Source organism: Pseudomonas sp. Leaf15 (assembly GCF_001421425.1).
GTDB classification, from domain to species: domain Bacteria; phylum Pseudomonadota; class Gammaproteobacteria; order Pseudomonadales; family Pseudomonadaceae; genus Aquipseudomonas; species Aquipseudomonas salomonii.
Window position 1 is genome coordinate 45720 of sequence record NZ_LMKI01000009.1, and the last position, 16961, is coordinate 62680.

Consider the following 16961-nt stretch of genomic DNA (forward strand, 5'->3'; position numbering starts at 1 on the left):
CGTGGAACCTACCGTCGTCGACCATTCCTCCATGTGGAGCCTGGTCAGCAATGCCAGTGTTGTGGTTCAACTGGTGATGCTGGTCCTGGTAGCCGCATCGGTTACCTCTTGGGTCATGATTTTTCAGCGCAGCAACCTGCTGCGTGCCGGTCGACGTGCCCTGGAGAGCTTCGAGGAGCGCTTCTGGTCGGGTATCGACCTGTCCAAGCTGTACCGCCAGGCCGGTAGCAACCCGGACCCGGATTCGGGCGTAGAGCAGATATTCCGCGCCGGTTTCAAGGAATTCTCGCGCCTGCGCCAGCAACCGGGTGTTGACCCCGAAGCGGTCATGGAAGGCGTGGCCCGCGCCATGCGCGTTGCCATCTCCCGTGAAGAAGAGAAGCTTGAGCAAAGCTTGCCGTTCCTCGCTACCGTCGGTTCCGTGAGCCCGTACATCGGCCTGTTCGGTACCGTGTGGGGCATCATGAACTCCTTCCGTGGCCTGGCCCAGGCGCAACAAGCGACCCTGGCCACCGTGGCCCCGGGTATCGCCGAGGCTTTGATCGCCACCGCGATCGGCCTGTTCGCCGCTATTCCCGCAGTAATTGCCTACAACCGTTTTGCCGCTCGTGGCGAAACCTTGATCAGCCGTTACTACACCTTCGCCGATGAATTCCAGGCGATCCTGCACCGTAAAGTGCACACCAGCGAAGAATAAGCAGGTAATTTCCAATGGCTTTAATCGCTCGAGCTCGCAAAAAGCGCAAGCCGGTCGCCGAGATGAACGTAGTGCCTTACATCGACGTGATGCTGGTGCTGCTGGTTATCTTCATGGTGACCGCGCCGATGCTCAATCAGGGCGTGAAGGTTGATCTGCCCAAGGTTTCCAGCGAAGCCTTGCCGCAAGACAACAACACTCAGGTCCTGACCATTTCGATCAAGGCTGACAAGACCTATTACTGGAACCTTGGCAGCGAAGTCGACACCCAGAAACAGCAGGACAAGGCCATGACCTTGCCGCAGATGACGGACGCCGTGACCAAGATCATCCGGTCCGGCAATGAAGGCGGCAAGCACACGCAAGTGTTCATTCGCGGCGACAAAGTGGTCGACTATGGCTCCGTCATGGGCGCCATGGGCGGGCTGCAGAAGGCCGGCGTGGGTAACGTTGGCTTGATTACCGAGGCGCCCTGATGCAGCAACAGCGAGAGCCGTCCGCCTCGGAAAGCTACTTCTGGCCTAGCGTCTGGGCAATTGCCCTGCACGTCCTGGTGTTCGGCATGCTGTTCGTCAGCTTTGCCATGACCCCGGACCTGCCGCCAGCCAAGCCGATCGTGCAGGCGACCCTGTATCAGCTGAAATCGAAAAGTCAGGCCACCACCCAGACCAATCAGAAGATTGCGGGTGAAGCCCAGAAGTCGGCTGCGCGCCAGACCGAAGTCGAGCAGATGGAACAGAAGAAGGTCGAGCAGGAAGCGGTGAAGGCTGCTGCGGAACAAAAGAAAGAAGAGGCGGCTCAAAAGGCCGAGGAATCGAAAAAGGCTGACGAAGCCAAGAAAGCTGACGAGGCCAAAAAGGCGGATGAAGCCAAGAAAGCCGACAAAGCTGCCGAAGCTAAAAAGGCTGAAGAGAAACAATTGGCTGATATAGCCAAGAAGAAATCTGAAGAAGAAGCCAAAAAAGCTGCCGAAGAAGAGGCCAAGAAAAAGGCCGCTGAAGAGGCCAAGAAGAAGATAGTCGAAGACGCGAAGAAGAAAGCCGCCGAAGACGCCAAGAAAAAAGCTGAAGCAGACGAGGCGAAGAAGAAAGTCGCCGACGACGCGAAGAAGAAAGCTGCCGCCGACGCCAGCAAGAAAAAGGCCCAGGAAGCAGCGCGTAAATCCGCCGAAGAGAAAAAGGCCCAGGCCTTGGCAGATTTGCTCTCCGACACGCCGCAGCGTCAGCAAGCCTTGGCCGATGAACGTGGCGATGAAGTCGCGGGCAGTTTCGACGACCTGATTCGGGCACGGGCAGCGGAAGGTTGGACACGTCCACCTTCGGCACGTAAAGGCATGACAGTAGTGCTGCAGATCGGCATGTTGCCGGACGGTACGGTGACTTCGGTCAGCGTGGCCAAGTCCAGTGGTGACGGTTCGTTCGACAGTTCGGCGGTTGCAGCGGTCAAGAACATTGGCCGGTTGACCGAGATGCAGGGAATGAAACCAAGCGACTTCGCTCCCTATCGTTCATTCAAGATGACATTCACACCTGAGGATCTAGCCTTGTGAGAAACCTTCTTCGAGGAATGCTTGTCGTTATTTGCTGTATGGCAGGGATAGCGGCGGCGGATGAAAAGAACATCCTGGTCACCAGCGGTAGCGACCGGGCCACCCCGATCGCGGTAGTACCGTTTGGCTGGCAGGGCGGCAGCGTGCTGCCGGACGACATGGCCCAGATCGTCAGCGACGACCTGCGCAACTCCGGCTACTACGCGCCGATTCCAAAAGGCAACATGATCAGCCAGCCGACTCAGGCCAGCGAAGTCATCTTCCGTGACTGGAAAGCCGTAGGCGCCCAGTACCTGATGGTCGGCAGCATTACGCCGGCCGGCGGTCGCCTGCAAATCCAGTACACGTTGTTCAACGTGGCCACCGAGCAGCAGGTCCTGACCGGCAGCGTATCGGGCACCGCCGAACAACTGCGGGACATGGCGCACTACATCTCGGACCAGTCGTTTGAAAAACTCACCGGTATCAAGGGGGCGTTCTCGACACGTCTGCTTTATGTAACGGCTGAGCGTTTCTCCGTAGACAACACGCGTTACACCCTGCAGCGCTCGGACTACGACGGCGCCCGCGCCGTGACCTTGCTGCAGTCCCGTGAGCCAATCCTGTCGCCGCGTTTTGCGCCGGACGGCAAGCGTATTGCCTATGTGTCGTTCGAACAGCGCCGCCCGCGCATTTTCGTGCAGCACATCGACACCGGTCGTCGTGAGCAGATCACCAACTTTGAAGGCCTCAACGGTGCCCCTGCGTGGTCGCCGGATGGTTCGCGCCTGGCCTTCGTGCTGTCCAAAGATGGCAACCCGGACATTTACGTGATGAACATGGCTTCGCGCCAGATCAGCCGTGTAACCAGTGGCCCGGGCATCAATACCGAACCGTTTTGGGGCAAGGATGGTTCGACCATCTACTTCACCTCCGATCGCGGCGGCAAGCCTCAAATCTACAAAACGAGCGTGGGTGGCGGTGGCGCAGAACGCGTGACCTTTATTGGTAACTACAATGCCAATCCTAAGCTTTCGGCCGATGAAAAGACGTTGGTGATGATTCACCGTCAGGATGGTTTCACTAATTTCCGGGTTGCGGCCCAGGATTTGCAGCGTGGAACGGTAAAAATCCTCACAGATACCAACCTTGATGAGTCAGCCACTGTTGCGCCCAACGGCACCATGGTAATCTACGCCACCCGCCAGCAGGGCCGGGGAGTCTTGATGCTCGTGTCCATTAATGGACGCGTAAGGCTCCCGCTTCCTACCGCACAAGGCGAAGTCAGAGAACCGTCCTGGTCCCCTTACCTGAACTGACGCGGCGCTACAAAAAGAATTGCTTAACACACTGGGGTTCATTAGGAGTTTCACGATGGAAATGCTGAAGTTTGGTAAGTTTGCTGCTCTGGCTCTGGCTCTGTCCGTAGCCGTTGGTTGCTCGTCTAAAGGCGGCGACAATGCCGGTGAAGGCGCAGCTGTTGATCCAAACGCTGGTTACGGCGCTAACACTGGTGCAGTTGACGGCTCCCTGAGCGAAGAAGCTGCTCTGCGCGCTATCACCACTTTCTACTTCGAATACGACAGTTCTGACCTGAAGCCAGAAGCCATGCGCGCTCTGGACGTTCACGCGAAGGACCTGAAAGCTAACGGCGCTCGCGTTGTTCTGGAAGGTAACACTGACGCCCGTGGTACTCGTGAGTACAACATGGCACTGGGCGAGCGTCGTGCGAAAGCCGTTCAACGCTACCTGGTACTGCAAGGTGTTGCTCCAGGCCAACTGGAACTGGTTTCCTACGGTAAAGAGCGTCCAGTTGCAACTGGCAACGACGAACAGTCGTGGGCTCAAAACCGTCGCGTCGAACTGCGTAAGTAATTCGTCATGCGAACGTGCCGTCGTGCTCTAACTGTATTGGCTCTCAGCCTCGCACCGCTTGCGGTGTGGGCTGCGGTTCCTGTGGAAGATAGCAACTCTGGCTATAACAATAGCGGGAGCAGTTATCCGCCAGCGGGTTATGGCACGAACGGCGCCTATGCTGGGGGACCGGCAACTGCCGCTCCCTCGGCACAGGGCGAACTGTTCAACCAGTTGCAACGCATGCAGGATCAATTGTCGCAGCAACAAGGCACCATTGAGATCTTGCAGAACCAAGTGAACCAGCTGAAGCAAGAAGGCCTGGAGCGTTACCAGGATCTTGATCGACGTATTGGAGCCGGCGTTACACCTGCCGCAACTCCTGATAATTCTTCTGCCGGTGGCGCGCCAAGCGCCGCCGCCGGTGGTGCAGCAGCAGGCGCGGCGGCTAGCCAAGCGCCTGCCGCCAGCAGCGAACCGGGTGATCCGGCCAAGGAAAAGCTGTATTACGACGCAGCTTTTGACCTGATCAAAGCCAAGGACTTCGATAAGGCCAGCCAGGCCTTTACCGCATTCCTGCGCAAATACCCTAACAGCCAATACGCGGGCAATGCCCAGTACTGGCTGGGTGAGGTGAACCTGGCAAAGGGTGATTTGCAAGCGGCAGGCCAGGCATTTGCCAAGGTCAGCCAGCTGTACCCAAAGCATGCCAAGGTGCCTGACTCGCTGTATAAACTGGCTGATGTAGAACGCCGCCTGGGTCACACCGACAAGGTCAAAGGCATTCTGCAACAGGTGGTTGCCCAATATCCGGGTACCTCCGCAGCCCAGTTGGCCCAGCGGGATCTGCAGCGCTTGTAAGCGATGCAACCCGTTTAGAAGAAACCCGCGCCTGGCGCGGGTTTTTTCGTTAGAATCCACGCCCTTTTATGAAACACGCTTTTTGGGGCCTGCGCGTTGGCGGGGTTCCTTGAAGTGCCTGACGGAGGCGGACAGCCTGTTTAGCTGTTACGCCCGTGGCGACTATGCAAGACACATTACGTATTACCGAAGTTTTTTACTCGTTGCAGGGTGAAACGCGTACCGCTGGCCTGCCTACCGTATTTGTACGGTTGACCGGCTGCCCGTTGCGTTGCCAATACTGTGACAGCGCCTACGCCTTCAGCGGCGGCACTGTGCGCACCCTCGACGACATCATCGAGCAGGTTGCCGGCTTCAAGCCGCGCTACGTCTGTGTGACCGGTGGTGAGCCCCTGGCCCAGCCGAATGCCATCCCGTTGCTCAAGCGGCTGTGTGACGCCGGTTACGAGGTTTCACTGGAAACCAGCGGCGCCCTCGACATCTCCGCCGTCGACGCGCGAGTGAGCCGGGTGGTCGACCTCAAGACCCCGGGTTCCAAGGAAGCGCACCGCAACCTTTACGACAACATGGATTTGCTGACGGCCAACGATCAGGTCAAGTTCGTGATTTGTTCGCGGGATGACTATGACTGGGCGGCCTCCAAGCTGATCCAGTACAACCTCGACCGCCGTGCCGGTGAGGTGTTGTTCTCGCCGAGCCATCATGACTTGAACGCCCGCGACCTGGCCGATTGGGTCGTGGCGGACAACCTGCCGGTGCGTCTGCAATTGCAGTTGCACAAATACCTGTGGAACGACGAGCCGGGGCGCTGACATGACCGAGCAAAAGCGCGCGGTCATCCTGCTCTCTGGCGGTCTTGATTCCGCCACATTGGTGGCCATGGTCCGTGCCCAAGGCTACAACTGCTACACCCTGAGTTTCGACTACGGCCAACGCCACCGCGCCGAGCTGCACGCCGCCGAGCGTGTTGCCCGTGACCTGGGCGTGGTCGAGCACAAGGTGATTGGCCTCAACCTCAATGGCATCGGCGGCTCGGCCCTGACGGACAGCAGCATCGATGTGCCTGAGGCGCCCAGTGAAGGCATTCCGCTGACCTACGTGCCGGCACGTAACACCGTGTTCCTGTCGTTGGCGCTTGGCTGGGCCGAAGTATTGAAGGCCCGCGATATCTTTATTGGCGTCAATGCCCTCGACTACAACGGCTACCCGGACTGCCGCCCGGAGTACGTCGAGGCATTCGAACGCATGGCCAACCTGGCGACCAAGGCCGGTGTGGAAGGGCAGGGATTGCGCATTCAGGCGCCGCTGCAGAACATGAGCAAGGCAGACATCGTGAAGGCAGGCGTAGGACTAGGCGTCGATTACGCGCAGACAGTTTCCTGCTACCAGGCAGACGATTCCGGTCGTGCCTGTGGGAAATGTGACGCTTGCAGACTGCGAGCAGAAGGCTTCAAAAACGCCGCAATTGCGGACCCAACGCGTTATTTCTGATTTATTTAAAATAAGGTGTTGAATAATCCTTAGAAATCAGTATTATACGCGCCACCACACAGCGGGTCGTTAGCTCAGTTGGTAGAGCAGTTGGCTTTTAACCAATTGGTCGTAGGTTCGAATCCCACACGACCCACCATTTTTGGCGGTTTAGAAAATCCGGAAGGCCCACGCAAGTGAGGATTTCCGGGTTTTTTTTTGCCTGATACAAAAGTCTGTATCGGTTTTTCGGGACCTGCCTATCTCAATAGGCACCTAGCCCCTAGGGCGAGTGATCGTTTTGAAAGGTTTAGGTTTAGGGTTAGATAGGTTGTTACCTTTCAGTGCTTGACTGAGTAGCTGTCATTCCCTTTTGATAGCGATAATTTCGCTGAAACGCTCGACTCTTCACAGCACAGCTCTTTGGCTGTTAAATGTTGATATTTGAAGATTTCGGCAGGGTGGGTAGCCATGACGCTGGAAGGGGTCGTGCGGTCGAAATTTTCCTGCAACCGTGCTATACGTAAACCATCTGTTTCAGTCGGTGTTTTTGGAACAATAGTTAGAGGTTAAGATCATGAAATTGCTGAATTTGTTTTTTGGCAAACCTGGTGAGTACATGAGTCAGAAAGACCGTGAGATCTCTGATTCGATTCGAAATCTCAAAAGTTTGAGCGTCGTTGAAGGCCGTATTTCCATCGAACCTTCAGAGGTTGTTACTGCCGAGTTCATCAAGGAGCGCGAAGAAGCGCGCCGTCTTTTGAGTGCCTGAATGGGAATTCTCCTTCTTCTACCGTTCTTGGTTAGCGGTTACTGGATCTGTCTCAACCATCCCCGCATTGCACTCAGTTTTCATAAATACGAAGGTCAGCTTCTTTATCTACTCGTCGCTCGAGAGGGCGTTCTAAGTTTTCTAATTGCCATCGTGTTCAGTGTTTTTCTGAGCCTTTTCAGCTACATCACATTTACGGTTCCTTCCTGTAATGGCTGGATTCAGGTGAGTTTTGATTATTTCCCCATAATCGAAAAGTGGTTGACTGATCATGAGCTATCTACCCAAAGCAATGCCGATATCGGTGCTTTCCTGGCTCAGGCAGTCGTGCTGTGTCTGATCGTGCCAAAGCTTTGGACAAGCTTTGCGGTGTGGCGTTTAAAACGGCAGTACAACCTTCAAACACGTGCAGAGCTGGATACGCAATTGCTATCGATCTTTGTAGCGGGAAATCCGTGTCTTGATTTGCTCATGACATCAATACGCCATCCGAAAACGAAATATCTGTTTACCATGGATGATCGTAAGGTCTACGTTGGTAATGTGATCGGCATAGGTAAGGCGACAGAGGCTCAAGGCGTTGATCAGCATTTTATTCTGATCCCTTTTCTGAGCGGGTATCGTGACAAGGATACGATGCAGGTCGAAATGACCACGGATTACGCGAGTGCCGGCGAGAGCACGATCATGCTTTCTCAGGAGAATATCGTGTCTGCAATGCTGTGGAAAAAAGAAGTATGGGAGACATTCAAGGCTACCCAAGATGCCAAGGCCCAAGTGCCCAAGGCTAAGTTGAAAGACAAGCTTCCTACTAGGAAGTAGAATGGCGTCGAAAATCCGGAAGGCCCACGCAAGTGAGGATTTCCGGGTTTTTTTTGCCTGCAATTTGGCGCTGGTAAAAAACCGCCTCCAAGAGACGGCTCCTTGCCCGACCTTAGCCAAACCGCCCGGTAATATAGTCCTCCGTCTGCTTCATCTTCGGCGTGGTAAAGATCTGATCGGTCTTGCCATGCTCAATCAATTCCCCCATGAACATAAACGCGGTGCTGTCCGACACCCGCGCGGCCTGCTGCATGTTGTGGGTCACAATGATCACCGTGTACTGCGCCTTCAATTCCGTAATCAACTGTTCGATACGCCCGGTGGAAATCGGGTCGAGGGCGGAAGTCGGTTCGTCCAGCAGCAGAACCTGCGGGCGCAGCGCGATGGTGCGGGCGATGCACAGCCGTTGTTGCTGGCCGCCGGAGAGGCTCTGGGCGCTTTGGTTGAGTTTGTCTTTGACCTCATCCCACAGCGCACCGCCGCGCAGGGCTTGTTCGACGCGGTCGTTCATTTCGCGGCGCGAGAGTTTTTCGTGGTGGCGCACCGCGTAGGCGATGTTGTCGTAGATTGACATCGGGAACGGCACCGGCTTCTGGAACACCATGCCGACGTGGCTGCGCAGGCGGTTCATCGAGTAGCCGGGGGCGAGGATGTTTTCGCCGTTGAGCAACACTTCGCCACGCGCTTCCTGCTTGGGGTACATCGAGTAGATACGGTTGAACACCCGCAGCATGGTGGACTTGCCGCAGCCGGAGGGGCCGATGATGGCGGTGATGCGCTTTTCCGAAATATCCATGTTGATGGATTTGAGCGAGCGTTGGTTGTTGTAGAAGAACTCCAACCCACGCACCTGGATTTTGGTTTTGTCGGGAGCAATGCCGGTGGCGTCCATCAGTGAGACCTATTGCGTAAAAGAATCAGGCGGGATGCCAGGCTGAGTACCAGCACGAACAACGTCAGGACCAGTGCACCGGCCCAGGCGAGTGCATGCCAGTCGTCGAACGGGCTCATGGCGTACTGGAAAATGACCACGGGCACGCTGGCAATAGGCTTGAGCAGGTTGCTGCTCCAGAACTGATTGCCGAAGGCGGTGAACAGCAGCGGCGCGGTTTCCCCGGTAATGCGCGCCAGGGCGAGCAGGATGCCGGTGACCACGCCGGCCTTGGCCGCCCGCAGCACGATTTGCAGCGTCAGCTTCCACTGCGGCACGCCAAGCGCCAGAGCCGCCTCGCGCATGGTGGACGGTTGCAACTGGAGCATTTCATCGGTGGTGCGCACCACCACCGGAATCACCAGCAGCGCCAGCGCCAGCGCACCGGCGATGGCAGAGAAGCCGACCTGATGATTGGTCAGCAGGTTCAGCGGCAGGATGACCCCGGTGTAGATAAACAAACCCAGCACAATCGACGGCGCGGACAGCAGGATGTCATTGATGAAACGCACCGTAGTCCCCAGGCGCGAGTGGCGTGCGAATTCTGCCAGCCAAATACCGGCCATCAGCCCGATGGGTGTGCCGATCACCAACGCGATACCCGACATCAACGCGCTGCCATAAAACGCATTGGCCAGGCCGCCTTCGGTGCCGGGCGGTGGGGTCATCTGGGTAAACAGACGCAGGTTCAGGGCCTGGAAGCCGTTGATGATGGTGGTCAGCAGAATCCACGTCAGCCACAGCAAACCAAAGGCGGTGGCGCCGCAACTGAGGAACATGGCCACGCCATTTTTAATGGCGCGTTTGCGGTACAGACGTTCGTTGGCACTCATAGCCCTTCCTTGCGCGACAGGCGCATCAGCAGCAGCCGCGCCAGCGCGAGCACGACGAAGGTCACGATAAACAGCAGGAAGCCCAAGGCGATCAGCGCAGAGCGATGCAGGTCGGTGTAGGCCTCGCTGAACTCGTTGGCGATGACCGAGGCGATGGAACTGCTGGGCATCAGCAACGAGGCGGAAAACTGTTGCGCGTTACCCAATACGAAGGTCACCGCCATGGTCTCGCCGAGGGCGCGGCCCAGGCCGAGAAAAATGCCGCCGACCACCGCCGAGCGGGTGTAAGGCAGAACAATGTCCCACACCACTTCCCACGTCGTGCTGCCCAAGGCGTAGGCGGATTCTTTCAGCTGTGTGGGCACGCTGCGAAACACCTCATGCATCACCGAGGTGATAAACGGCATGATCATCACCGCCAGCACAATGCCGGCGGTGAGCATGCCGATCCCCAGCGGCGGTCCCTGGAACAGCGAGCCCACAAAGGGCAGGGCGCCCAGGTAATCATTGATCAACGGCGACAGGTGTTCGGCCATGAAAGGCCCGAACACAAACAAACCCCACATGCCATAGATGATCGACGGGATACCGGCCAGCAGCTCAATCGCCGAGGCCACCGGCATTTTCAGCCAGGGCGGCGCGACTTCAGTCAGAAAAATCGCAATACCGAAACTCACCGGGACGGCAATCAGTAAGGCCAGAAAGGAGGTGACCAAGGTGCCGTAAATTGGCACCACGGCACCAAAGTGGTTATTGACCGCATCCCACTCGGTGCTGGTGATGAAACCGAAACCAAAGGTCTTGAACGCCAGCCCGCCGCCCCACAGGGTCGAGGCGGCAATAGCGCCCAGCAGCGCCAGTACCAGCATGGCGGCGCCGAACATCGAGCGTTTGAACCACAGGTCGTGGCGTTGATCGCGGGCGGCGCGGCGGTCGCCCCCGGTGTCGCTCGCGTGAGTAGTCATAACCAGGGTGTGGACCGTGTCGTTCATATCAGAGGTGCTCAGCGCCTTCCTCGGTTATCGAGGAAGGCGGTCGTAGGCCGAATCAGTGGGCGAAGTCAGACTTCCAGTAACCTTCGATTCGCGACACCAGGGAGCCCGGCAATGCGACGTAGTCCAGGGCTGCGGCCTGTTCCTGGCCTTTTTCCAGCGACCACTTGAAGAAGCTGAACGCCGCCTGGCTTTGCTCGGCATTCTTGGGCTGCTTGTACATGATGATCCAGGTGGTGGCCGTGATCGGCCATGCGCCTTCACCGGGGGCGTTGGTCATGATCAGGTTGAAGTCTTTCGCACTGGCCCAGTCGGCGGTGTCGGCGGCGGCCTGGAACGCCTTGGCGTTAGGCTCGACGAACTTGCCGGAGGCATTCTTCAGCGAGGCAAAGGTCATTTTGTTCTGCAGGGCGTAGGCGTATTCCACAAAGCCGATCGAGTTCTTGATCTGCTTCACGTAGGCGGAAACCCCTTCGTTGCCCTTGCCGCCCACACCGACCGGCCACGGCACGGTGGTGCCGAAACCAATTCTGGTTTTCCAGCTGTCACTGACTTTGGCCAGGTAGTTGGTGAAGTTATACGAGGTGCCGGAGCCGTCCGAACGGTGCACCACGGTGATGTTCGCGCTTGGCAGCTTCATGCCAGGGTTGAGCGCGGCGATGGCAGGGTCGTTCCAGGCCTTGATGTCACCGAGGAAGATCTTTGCCAGGGTGTCGCCGTCGAGTTTCATCTGGCCTGCGGCCACGCCTTCGACGTTCATCACCGGCACGATGCCGCCGATCACGCTGGGAAACTGACCCAGGCCGCCGGCTTTGAGATCGTCAGCCGACAGTGGTGCGTCAGAGGCGCCGAAGTCAACGGTGGCCGCCTTGATCTGGGCGATGCCGCCGCCGGAGCCGATCGACTGATAGTTGATGCGGTTGCTGGAGTTCTTGCTGTAGTCCTGCGACCACTTGGACAGCACCGGGTAGACGAAGCTGGAGCCGGCACCGGTAACGTCGGTGGCGTGGGCCATGCCGCTCAGGCACAGGGCGCTCAACAAAACAGACAGACTTTTTTTACTCGGCAACATCACGACAACACCTCAAGGGAAGGGGTAAGTGGGGAGGCCCACCTGTCTAAGACGTGACGATTTAATTCCTGATATGTTGCTGTTTAATGACGGTTTGGCTTTATGAAGAAACATTTAGAAATGTTTGCCTGGGTGGCAGCGAGCCTGGCCGCTGCCGCCCAAGCGTTGCTATTTAGCTGCCTTTTTGATCAATCCCCGCCTGTAATTCCTGCTGGTCACTGTGCCCGCCAACCCGCAGCGGCCCCAGGTTGAAAGCCTGATCCTTACGTGTGGCGTCGTCCTGTTTCTGAGTCAGTTCGTCCTTGGCGCCCAGCGCCAGGTTCACCGGCGATTTCGACAGATTCAGCCCGACGTCGGCGCGATAATCGCTGCCCGCCAACGTGGTTGCCGTCACCTTGGAGCCGCCCAACTCGACCTTGCCGTTTTCGGCACTGATCCGTGCGCCGGTCAGCAGCGTGTCGCCAGCCACCTCAAGGTTTACGCCCTGAGCACCGCGAATGCCCGAGGCCTGAGTCACGCTGTCTTTCACCCCATGGCTGACGTCCAGGTTCAGCGTCGGCGTGTAGCGGGTGTTGCCGCTCTTGTCACCGAACAGTACGTTTTGCGCGGTATCGGCCACCTTGCTGCCGGTCGTGTCCTTGCCGCTGACGGTGTAGCTGTCGCTGGTTTTTGGCCAGACTTTGTCCTTGAAGCTGGATAGGCGCGTGCCCAGTGCCTCTTTTTTGTCTGCGAGGTAGGTCTTGGCCTGGTCCACGCGGGTGCCGATGGCGCCACGGGGTTCAGGGTTCACGTCGTAGCTGCCACTGCGGCTGAGCTTTTCGCCCAGGCGCTCCTTGGCGTTGACCACGCTGTCCTTGGCCGAAGCGAGGTGCTCGGTGCCCTTGTCGACGACGTTCTCCAACTTCTCCCGATGCTTGTCGAACGCGCCCTCGGCTTTGGCTTGCACCTTGTCCTTGAGTGGGCCAGTCGTCTTTGCGAGCTTGTTGACCACACCCGGTTGGTTTTTCTCGACGTCGAGCTTGGCGTCGACATTGACCTTGGTGCTGCTGACCTGGTCTTTGCGGCTCTCGACCACAAGATCGCCACCGACCTTACCGCTGACTTGATTGGCCTCAATCCGCGCGCCCGCCAGATGGGTATCACCGGCACTGTTTATCGCCACGTTATCGGCCTTGATCAGGCTATCGTGCTGGGTGGTGCCTTGCACGTGGTCCACATCGACCTTGGCGCGGGCATTGATACCGAGCTGGGTCTTGGGTACGTCGTGTTCACCAGCGTCGGCCAAGGTGGTTTTACCGCCGCTGCCACCTGCGCCGAGGGTCACGCCCCAGCTGTTGTGAGCCTGGGTGGATTGCGCCGACTCTTGCAGGATGCCGCCGTTTTGCGCATCGAGGGTGACCGTATTGGTGGCAATCTGCGTCCCTTGCAGATGGAGATCATCGGCGCTGGTGAGGCTCACATTGCCCTTGCTGTGCAATTGCCCGACCACCACGCCCTGATCGTTTTCCGCCACCTTGCCGATATTGAAGTTGGCGCTCAGGCTGCCAGTCTTGGCGCTGCTGTCGGCGCCACTGGTTTTGCCGGCGCCGACGCTCAGGCCGCCGCCGAGGTTGCTGCCCTTGCTGACATGCGTGCTGGTGGCCGCTTGCAGGTCGAGTTTGCCGCCGGCGTTGAGGCTGATGTCTCCGCTGCTGTCGATCTGCGTGCCTTGCAGGGTCATGTCGGCGCCGCTGCTGAGCTGAATCGGTCCGCTGCCTTGAAGCGTCGCCACTCGCGCCTGGCTGTCCTGGGTGGCCAGTTGTTTGTTATCCAGTTGCCCACCGGCGCCGAGGTTGACGTTGGTACCGTGGGTGCCCGGTGCGGTGCCCACGGTCAATGAACCATTGCCGCGCAGGCTGTTGCTGGTGGTTCTTTGCGTGTCGTTAGCCTGATCAAGCGCCAACGCGCCGCCCGCCTTGAGGTTGACGCCCGCCTTGCCAGCGTTGAACTGGCTGCCCGCGTAACGCGCATCGCCCTTGGCCGTGATGTTCACGCCTTGAGTGCCCGCATAGCTGCCGACCACCGCCGTGCTGCTGGCGTCGCGCACGTCGCTGCTGCCGCCTGCGCCGCTGCCGCGCACGTTCACGTCTTCACCGGTGGTGGTGTAGACCCGCACGCCGGCCTTGGCGTCCACGCCTTGTTCGCTGCTGCTGTGGGTGTTGGCTGCGGCGCTGGCGATATGCTCGCCGGCATCAATCTTCAGCCCGCCATCGGTGGCGCGGTACTGAGTGCCTTGATCCTGCAACTTACCGGCGACATCGACCTGCACCGTGGCGCCACTGAACTGGCTGACCACCGCCGTGCTGTCCTGCTGGGTGTGGGTCTTGTGGGTGTGACCGACTTCCACATCCAGGCCGACGTTCGGCTGCTCGAAAGCATCGAGCAAACCGGGCTGATGGAATTTGGCCTGGGCCACACCTTCGACGGCTTTTTCGATCGGCCGGGTGATGCCTTTGTATTCGACATTGGCGCCGACATCGGCGGTCCAGCCGTTTTCCTTGTGGGTGCTGGTCTGGCTGTTGTGCGCCGCCTGGTTATCGACGTTGCCGGCGTTGACCTGCAATTCGGAGCCTGCCTTGACCTGCGCGCCCTGGCTGGTGAGGCTGTTGCCGGCGTTGAGCGTCAGTTTGCCGGCCGCCGCCACGTTGCTGGTTTGCGCAGTGGTGTTGCTGCTGTTGTCGTGGCTGCTTTGATGGCTGAACTGTGCGCCGTTGCCGGCTTTGTCCAGACCGCCGGTGTAGTAGACGCCACCGCCGGTGGTGGTCTTGTCGGTGGTGTTGCGCGTGCTGTTATCGGTCGCCAGCAACTCGACGTTTTTGCCGCTCAAGGTTGCATCGCCCTGGGTGGCTTGGACGTCGGAACCCTTGATGCTCAGATTGCCACCGGCCGTGACCGCCACACTGGCGCCGCTGAGGCTGGAAGCTTGTTGTTTGGTGGTGTCGGTCTTGCTGGTTTGCTGCTGGTCCTCAAAGCTCACGCCAGCGCGGTACTGGCGGGTGCCTTCGGCGTTTTCCTTGGCATAGCCATCAAAACCACGGGTGTGAGTGGTGGTGGTGTCGTGTGTGGTGTTGTCAGCCGAAGCGATCTTGATATCGCCCTTGGCGTCCGCCTGCAATTGACCTGCGGCCGACACCTGAGAGCCACTGACTTGAATGTCCTTGGCGCTTTGCAGCTTGAGGTTGCTGTCCGAGCGCAGATCGCTGGCCACGACGGTGCTGTCCTTGAGGTTCTTGCGGCTTTCATCCTTGGAGATGCCAAAGAACTTGCTGTCGTTGCTGTAGCTATTGGCGTGGGACGTGTCTTTTACGCCGTCGATCACCAGCGAGCCTTTGTCGCTGATCACACTGGCCTGCTTGCCGCCGCGCGCCTGGCTGCCGCTGATGCGTACGTCGTCGGCCTTGACGATCAGTTTGCCGTCGGCGTTGACCTTGCTGCCAGTGTTCAGGGTTTTGCCCTTGTCGCCATCGCCGCTCTTGCCGAAAAAGCTGCCGCCGGTCAGGTCGCCGGAGTAAGCGTTGTCGCGGCTGACCTGCGTGCGGCTGGCGCTGGAGATTTCCACTTGGCGGCCGGTCAATTGAATATCGCCGGGTGTTTTCAGTTCGGCGCCCTGCAATTGCAGTGTCTGCTGGCTGTTTAGCTCGAGCGTTTTACCGGCCTTGAGGCTGCTGGTGACGCTGCGTTGCTCGCTGGCGGATTTGTCCCAGTTGGCTTTCCACAAGTGCTTGCGATGGTTGCCCTGATCGCGGGTTTCATGGGTTTCGGTGGCGGCGTTCACCTGCAAGTCAGCGCCACTGTTCACACGCAAGGCATTGCCCGCTTCGACCTGGCTGGCCTTGATCGCGGCCTTGGCGCCGGAAGACAGCGTTGCATCCTGCTGCGCAACGACCTTGTTGCCGTGCTGGCGCGAATCTTTATCAGTGGTGGTGCGGTCGTAGGTTTCGTAGGTGAACAGGAAGTTGCTGTTGTCCCACTGTTCACGTTTTTCCTGAAGCTTGCGGCTTTCCAGGCTACTGAGGGTCAGGTTGCGACCGGCGTCGAGCTTGACGTTGCGCCCGCTGACGTCGGTGGCGGCCAGGTTCAAGTCCTTGGCGCTGTGCAAATCCACATCGCCGTGCTGGCTGTGCACACCGGCACGGGTGGCTTCCAGGCTGTTGGCGTGGACCTGGCCGCTTATATCGAGGTCGCCGGCCGAACTGACGTTAACCCCGTCACGACCTTCTACCTGCACGGCGCCTACGCGCACGCCGGCACCTTCGGCGGTGCTGATGATGTTGATGCGCCCGGCCTGCATCGCGCCGAACAGGCTGGCGTCGATACGCTGGTCCTGGGTCTTGCTGGCCGGGTCGACCTGGCGCACTTGGCCACTGGCGAAATCGACCTGGTTGCGGCCCACGGTGAGGTTCAGTTGATCGCGAGCACTCAAGCGCCCGTCGCTGTCGATGCGCGGCGCGATCAGGTTGATCGAGCCCGCGCGGTTCTGCAGGCCCTGGCCGTGCACTGTCAATTGACCGTTCGCGTCGCGGGTGTTCAAGGCTTGCAGCTTGCCGTCATTGAGCTCGGGGCGGCCCACTACCAGGTTGGCGTTCGGGGTGTTGATGAAACTGCCGCCATTCACCGAAATGCCGTTGGGGTTGGCCAACACATAATCGGCGGCCTTACCGAAAATCTCTTGGGCGCCGTTTAAGGTCGAGGCGTTGCGGCTGATCACTTCGTTGAGGATCACGCTCGCCGCCTGGCCCTGGAACTGCGGGTTCGCCGCCAGTTGCCCGGCGAGTTGCGATTGGCCGGCCTGCAGGGCGTTGTTCAGCACCACGCCCTGGCGGTCGACGTTGTAGTCCAGGAACTGGTTATGGGACAGGCCGCCGGCATTCGGCGCGACGATATTGACGATGGGCACGCCTTGCTGGTTTTGCAATTGCGGTATACCGCCAGGCCCTTCGACCACGGTGATGCCGGCGGCCAATACCAGCTGCGGCAGCAGGAACAGGCTGGCGATGGCCCAGCGCAGTTTGCCCTGGGGTGAAAGGTGAAACGTGTGGGTGTCAGTCGGCATAAGTAAGTTCGCTCTGTGTTGGCTGATCCGCCTCGTG

The 16961-nt window shown here is 58.8% G+C and carries 15 protein-coding genes and 1 tRNA gene; 11 read left to right on the forward strand and 5 right to left on the reverse strand.

Going from position 1 to position 16961, the window contains the following annotated elements; translation table 11 throughout:
* Position 1 precedes the first annotated feature (1 nt).
* The 11 genes from tolQ to ASE80_RS08840 all read left to right on the forward strand — a co-directional run bounded on the left by tolQ (position 2) and on the right by ASE80_RS08840 (position 8004).
* Entirely contained in the window at positions 2-697 is a 696-nt protein-coding gene (gene tolQ / locus ASE80_RS08790) for a protein TolQ (protein ID WP_003209819.1), read from the forward strand.
* 23 nt (positions 698-720) lie between these two features.
* Positions 721-1173 (forward strand): protein TolR, encoded by a 453-nt coding sequence (gene tolR / locus ASE80_RS08795; RefSeq protein WP_161630238.1) that lies wholly within the window; start codon positions 721-723, stop codon positions 1171-1173.
* Positions 1173-2246: a cell envelope integrity protein TolA gene (gene tolA / locus ASE80_RS08800; RefSeq protein WP_056858573.1), complete on the forward strand. Its 1074-nt coding sequence runs from the start codon at positions 1173-1175 to the stop codon at positions 2244-2246. The genes tolR and tolA overlap by 1 nt, the downstream gene beginning before the upstream one ends.
* 17 nt (positions 2247-2263) lie before the next feature.
* Entirely contained in the window at positions 2264-3544 is a 1281-nt protein-coding gene (gene tolB / locus ASE80_RS08805) for a Tol-Pal system beta propeller repeat protein TolB (RefSeq protein ID WP_032865998.1), read from the forward strand.
* 55 nt (positions 3545-3599) lie between these two features.
* On the forward strand, positions 3600-4100 hold the full coding sequence (pal, locus tag ASE80_RS08810) for a peptidoglycan-associated lipoprotein Pal (RefSeq protein ID WP_003193861.1): 501 nt from the start codon (positions 3600-3602) through the stop codon (positions 4098-4100).
* 6 nt (positions 4101-4106) lie between these two features.
* On the forward strand, positions 4107-4940 hold the full coding sequence (ybgF, locus tag ASE80_RS08815) for a tol-pal system protein YbgF (protein WP_017139818.1): 834 nt from the start codon (positions 4107-4109) through the stop codon (positions 4938-4940).
* A gap of 164 nt (positions 4941-5104) precedes the next feature.
* On the forward strand, positions 5105-5752 hold the full coding sequence (queE, locus tag ASE80_RS08820) for a 7-carboxy-7-deazaguanine synthase QueE (protein WP_017139819.1): 648 nt from the start codon (positions 5105-5107) through the stop codon (positions 5750-5752).
* 1 nt (position 5753) lies between these two features.
* Positions 5754-6431, forward strand: coding sequence for a 7-cyano-7-deazaguanine synthase QueC (queC, locus tag ASE80_RS08825; protein WP_056858574.1), 678 nt, complete (start codon positions 5754-5756; stop codon positions 6429-6431).
* 63 nt (positions 6432-6494) lie between these two features.
* A tRNA-Lys gene (locus tag ASE80_RS08830) sits at positions 6495-6570 on the forward strand.
* Between the two features lie 417 nt (positions 6571-6987).
* Positions 6988-7182: a hypothetical protein gene (locus ASE80_RS08835; RefSeq protein WP_056858575.1), complete on the forward strand. Its 195-nt coding sequence runs from the start codon at positions 6988-6990 to the stop codon at positions 7180-7182.
* A complete protein-coding gene (locus ASE80_RS08840; RefSeq protein WP_056858576.1) occupies positions 7183-8004 on the forward strand; it encodes a hypothetical protein in 822 nt (273 codons plus the stop codon). It begins immediately after the preceding gene.
* 112 nt (positions 8005-8116) lie between these two features.
* Here ASE80_RS08840 and pstB read toward each other — a convergent pair whose 3' ends face one another.
* The 5 genes from pstB to ASE80_RS08865 all read right to left on the reverse strand — a co-directional run bounded on the left by pstB (position 8117) and on the right by ASE80_RS08865 (position 16924).
* Entirely contained in the window at positions 8117-8896 is a 780-nt protein-coding gene (pstB, locus tag ASE80_RS08845) for a phosphate ABC transporter ATP-binding protein PstB (protein ID WP_056858577.1), read from the reverse strand.
* The gene (pstA, locus tag ASE80_RS08850) at positions 8896-9768 is read right to left on the reverse strand and encodes a phosphate ABC transporter permease PstA (RefSeq protein ID WP_056858578.1); all 873 of its coding nucleotides are present in this window, start codon (positions 9766-9768) and stop codon (positions 8896-8898) included. Before pstA ends, pstB begins: the two co-directional genes overlap by 1 nt.
* Positions 9765-10760: a phosphate ABC transporter permease subunit PstC gene (gene pstC / locus ASE80_RS08855; protein ID WP_017139135.1), complete on the reverse strand. Its 996-nt coding sequence runs from the start codon at positions 10758-10760 to the stop codon at positions 9765-9767. Before pstC ends, pstA begins: the two co-directional genes overlap by 4 nt.
* A 55-nt stretch (positions 10761-10815) precedes the next feature.
* A complete protein-coding gene (pstS, locus tag ASE80_RS08860) occupies positions 10816-11832 on the reverse strand; it encodes a phosphate ABC transporter substrate-binding protein PstS (protein ID WP_082463586.1) in 1017 nt (338 codons plus the stop codon).
* A gap of 172 nt (positions 11833-12004) precedes the next feature.
* Positions 12005-16924 carry a hemagglutinin repeat-containing protein gene (locus ASE80_RS08865; RefSeq protein ID WP_056858580.1) on the reverse strand — a complete coding sequence of 1640 codons (4920 nt, stop codon included), beginning with the start codon at positions 16922-16924 and terminating at the stop codon, positions 12005-12007.
* Between the last annotated feature and the right edge of the window lie 37 nt (positions 16925-16961).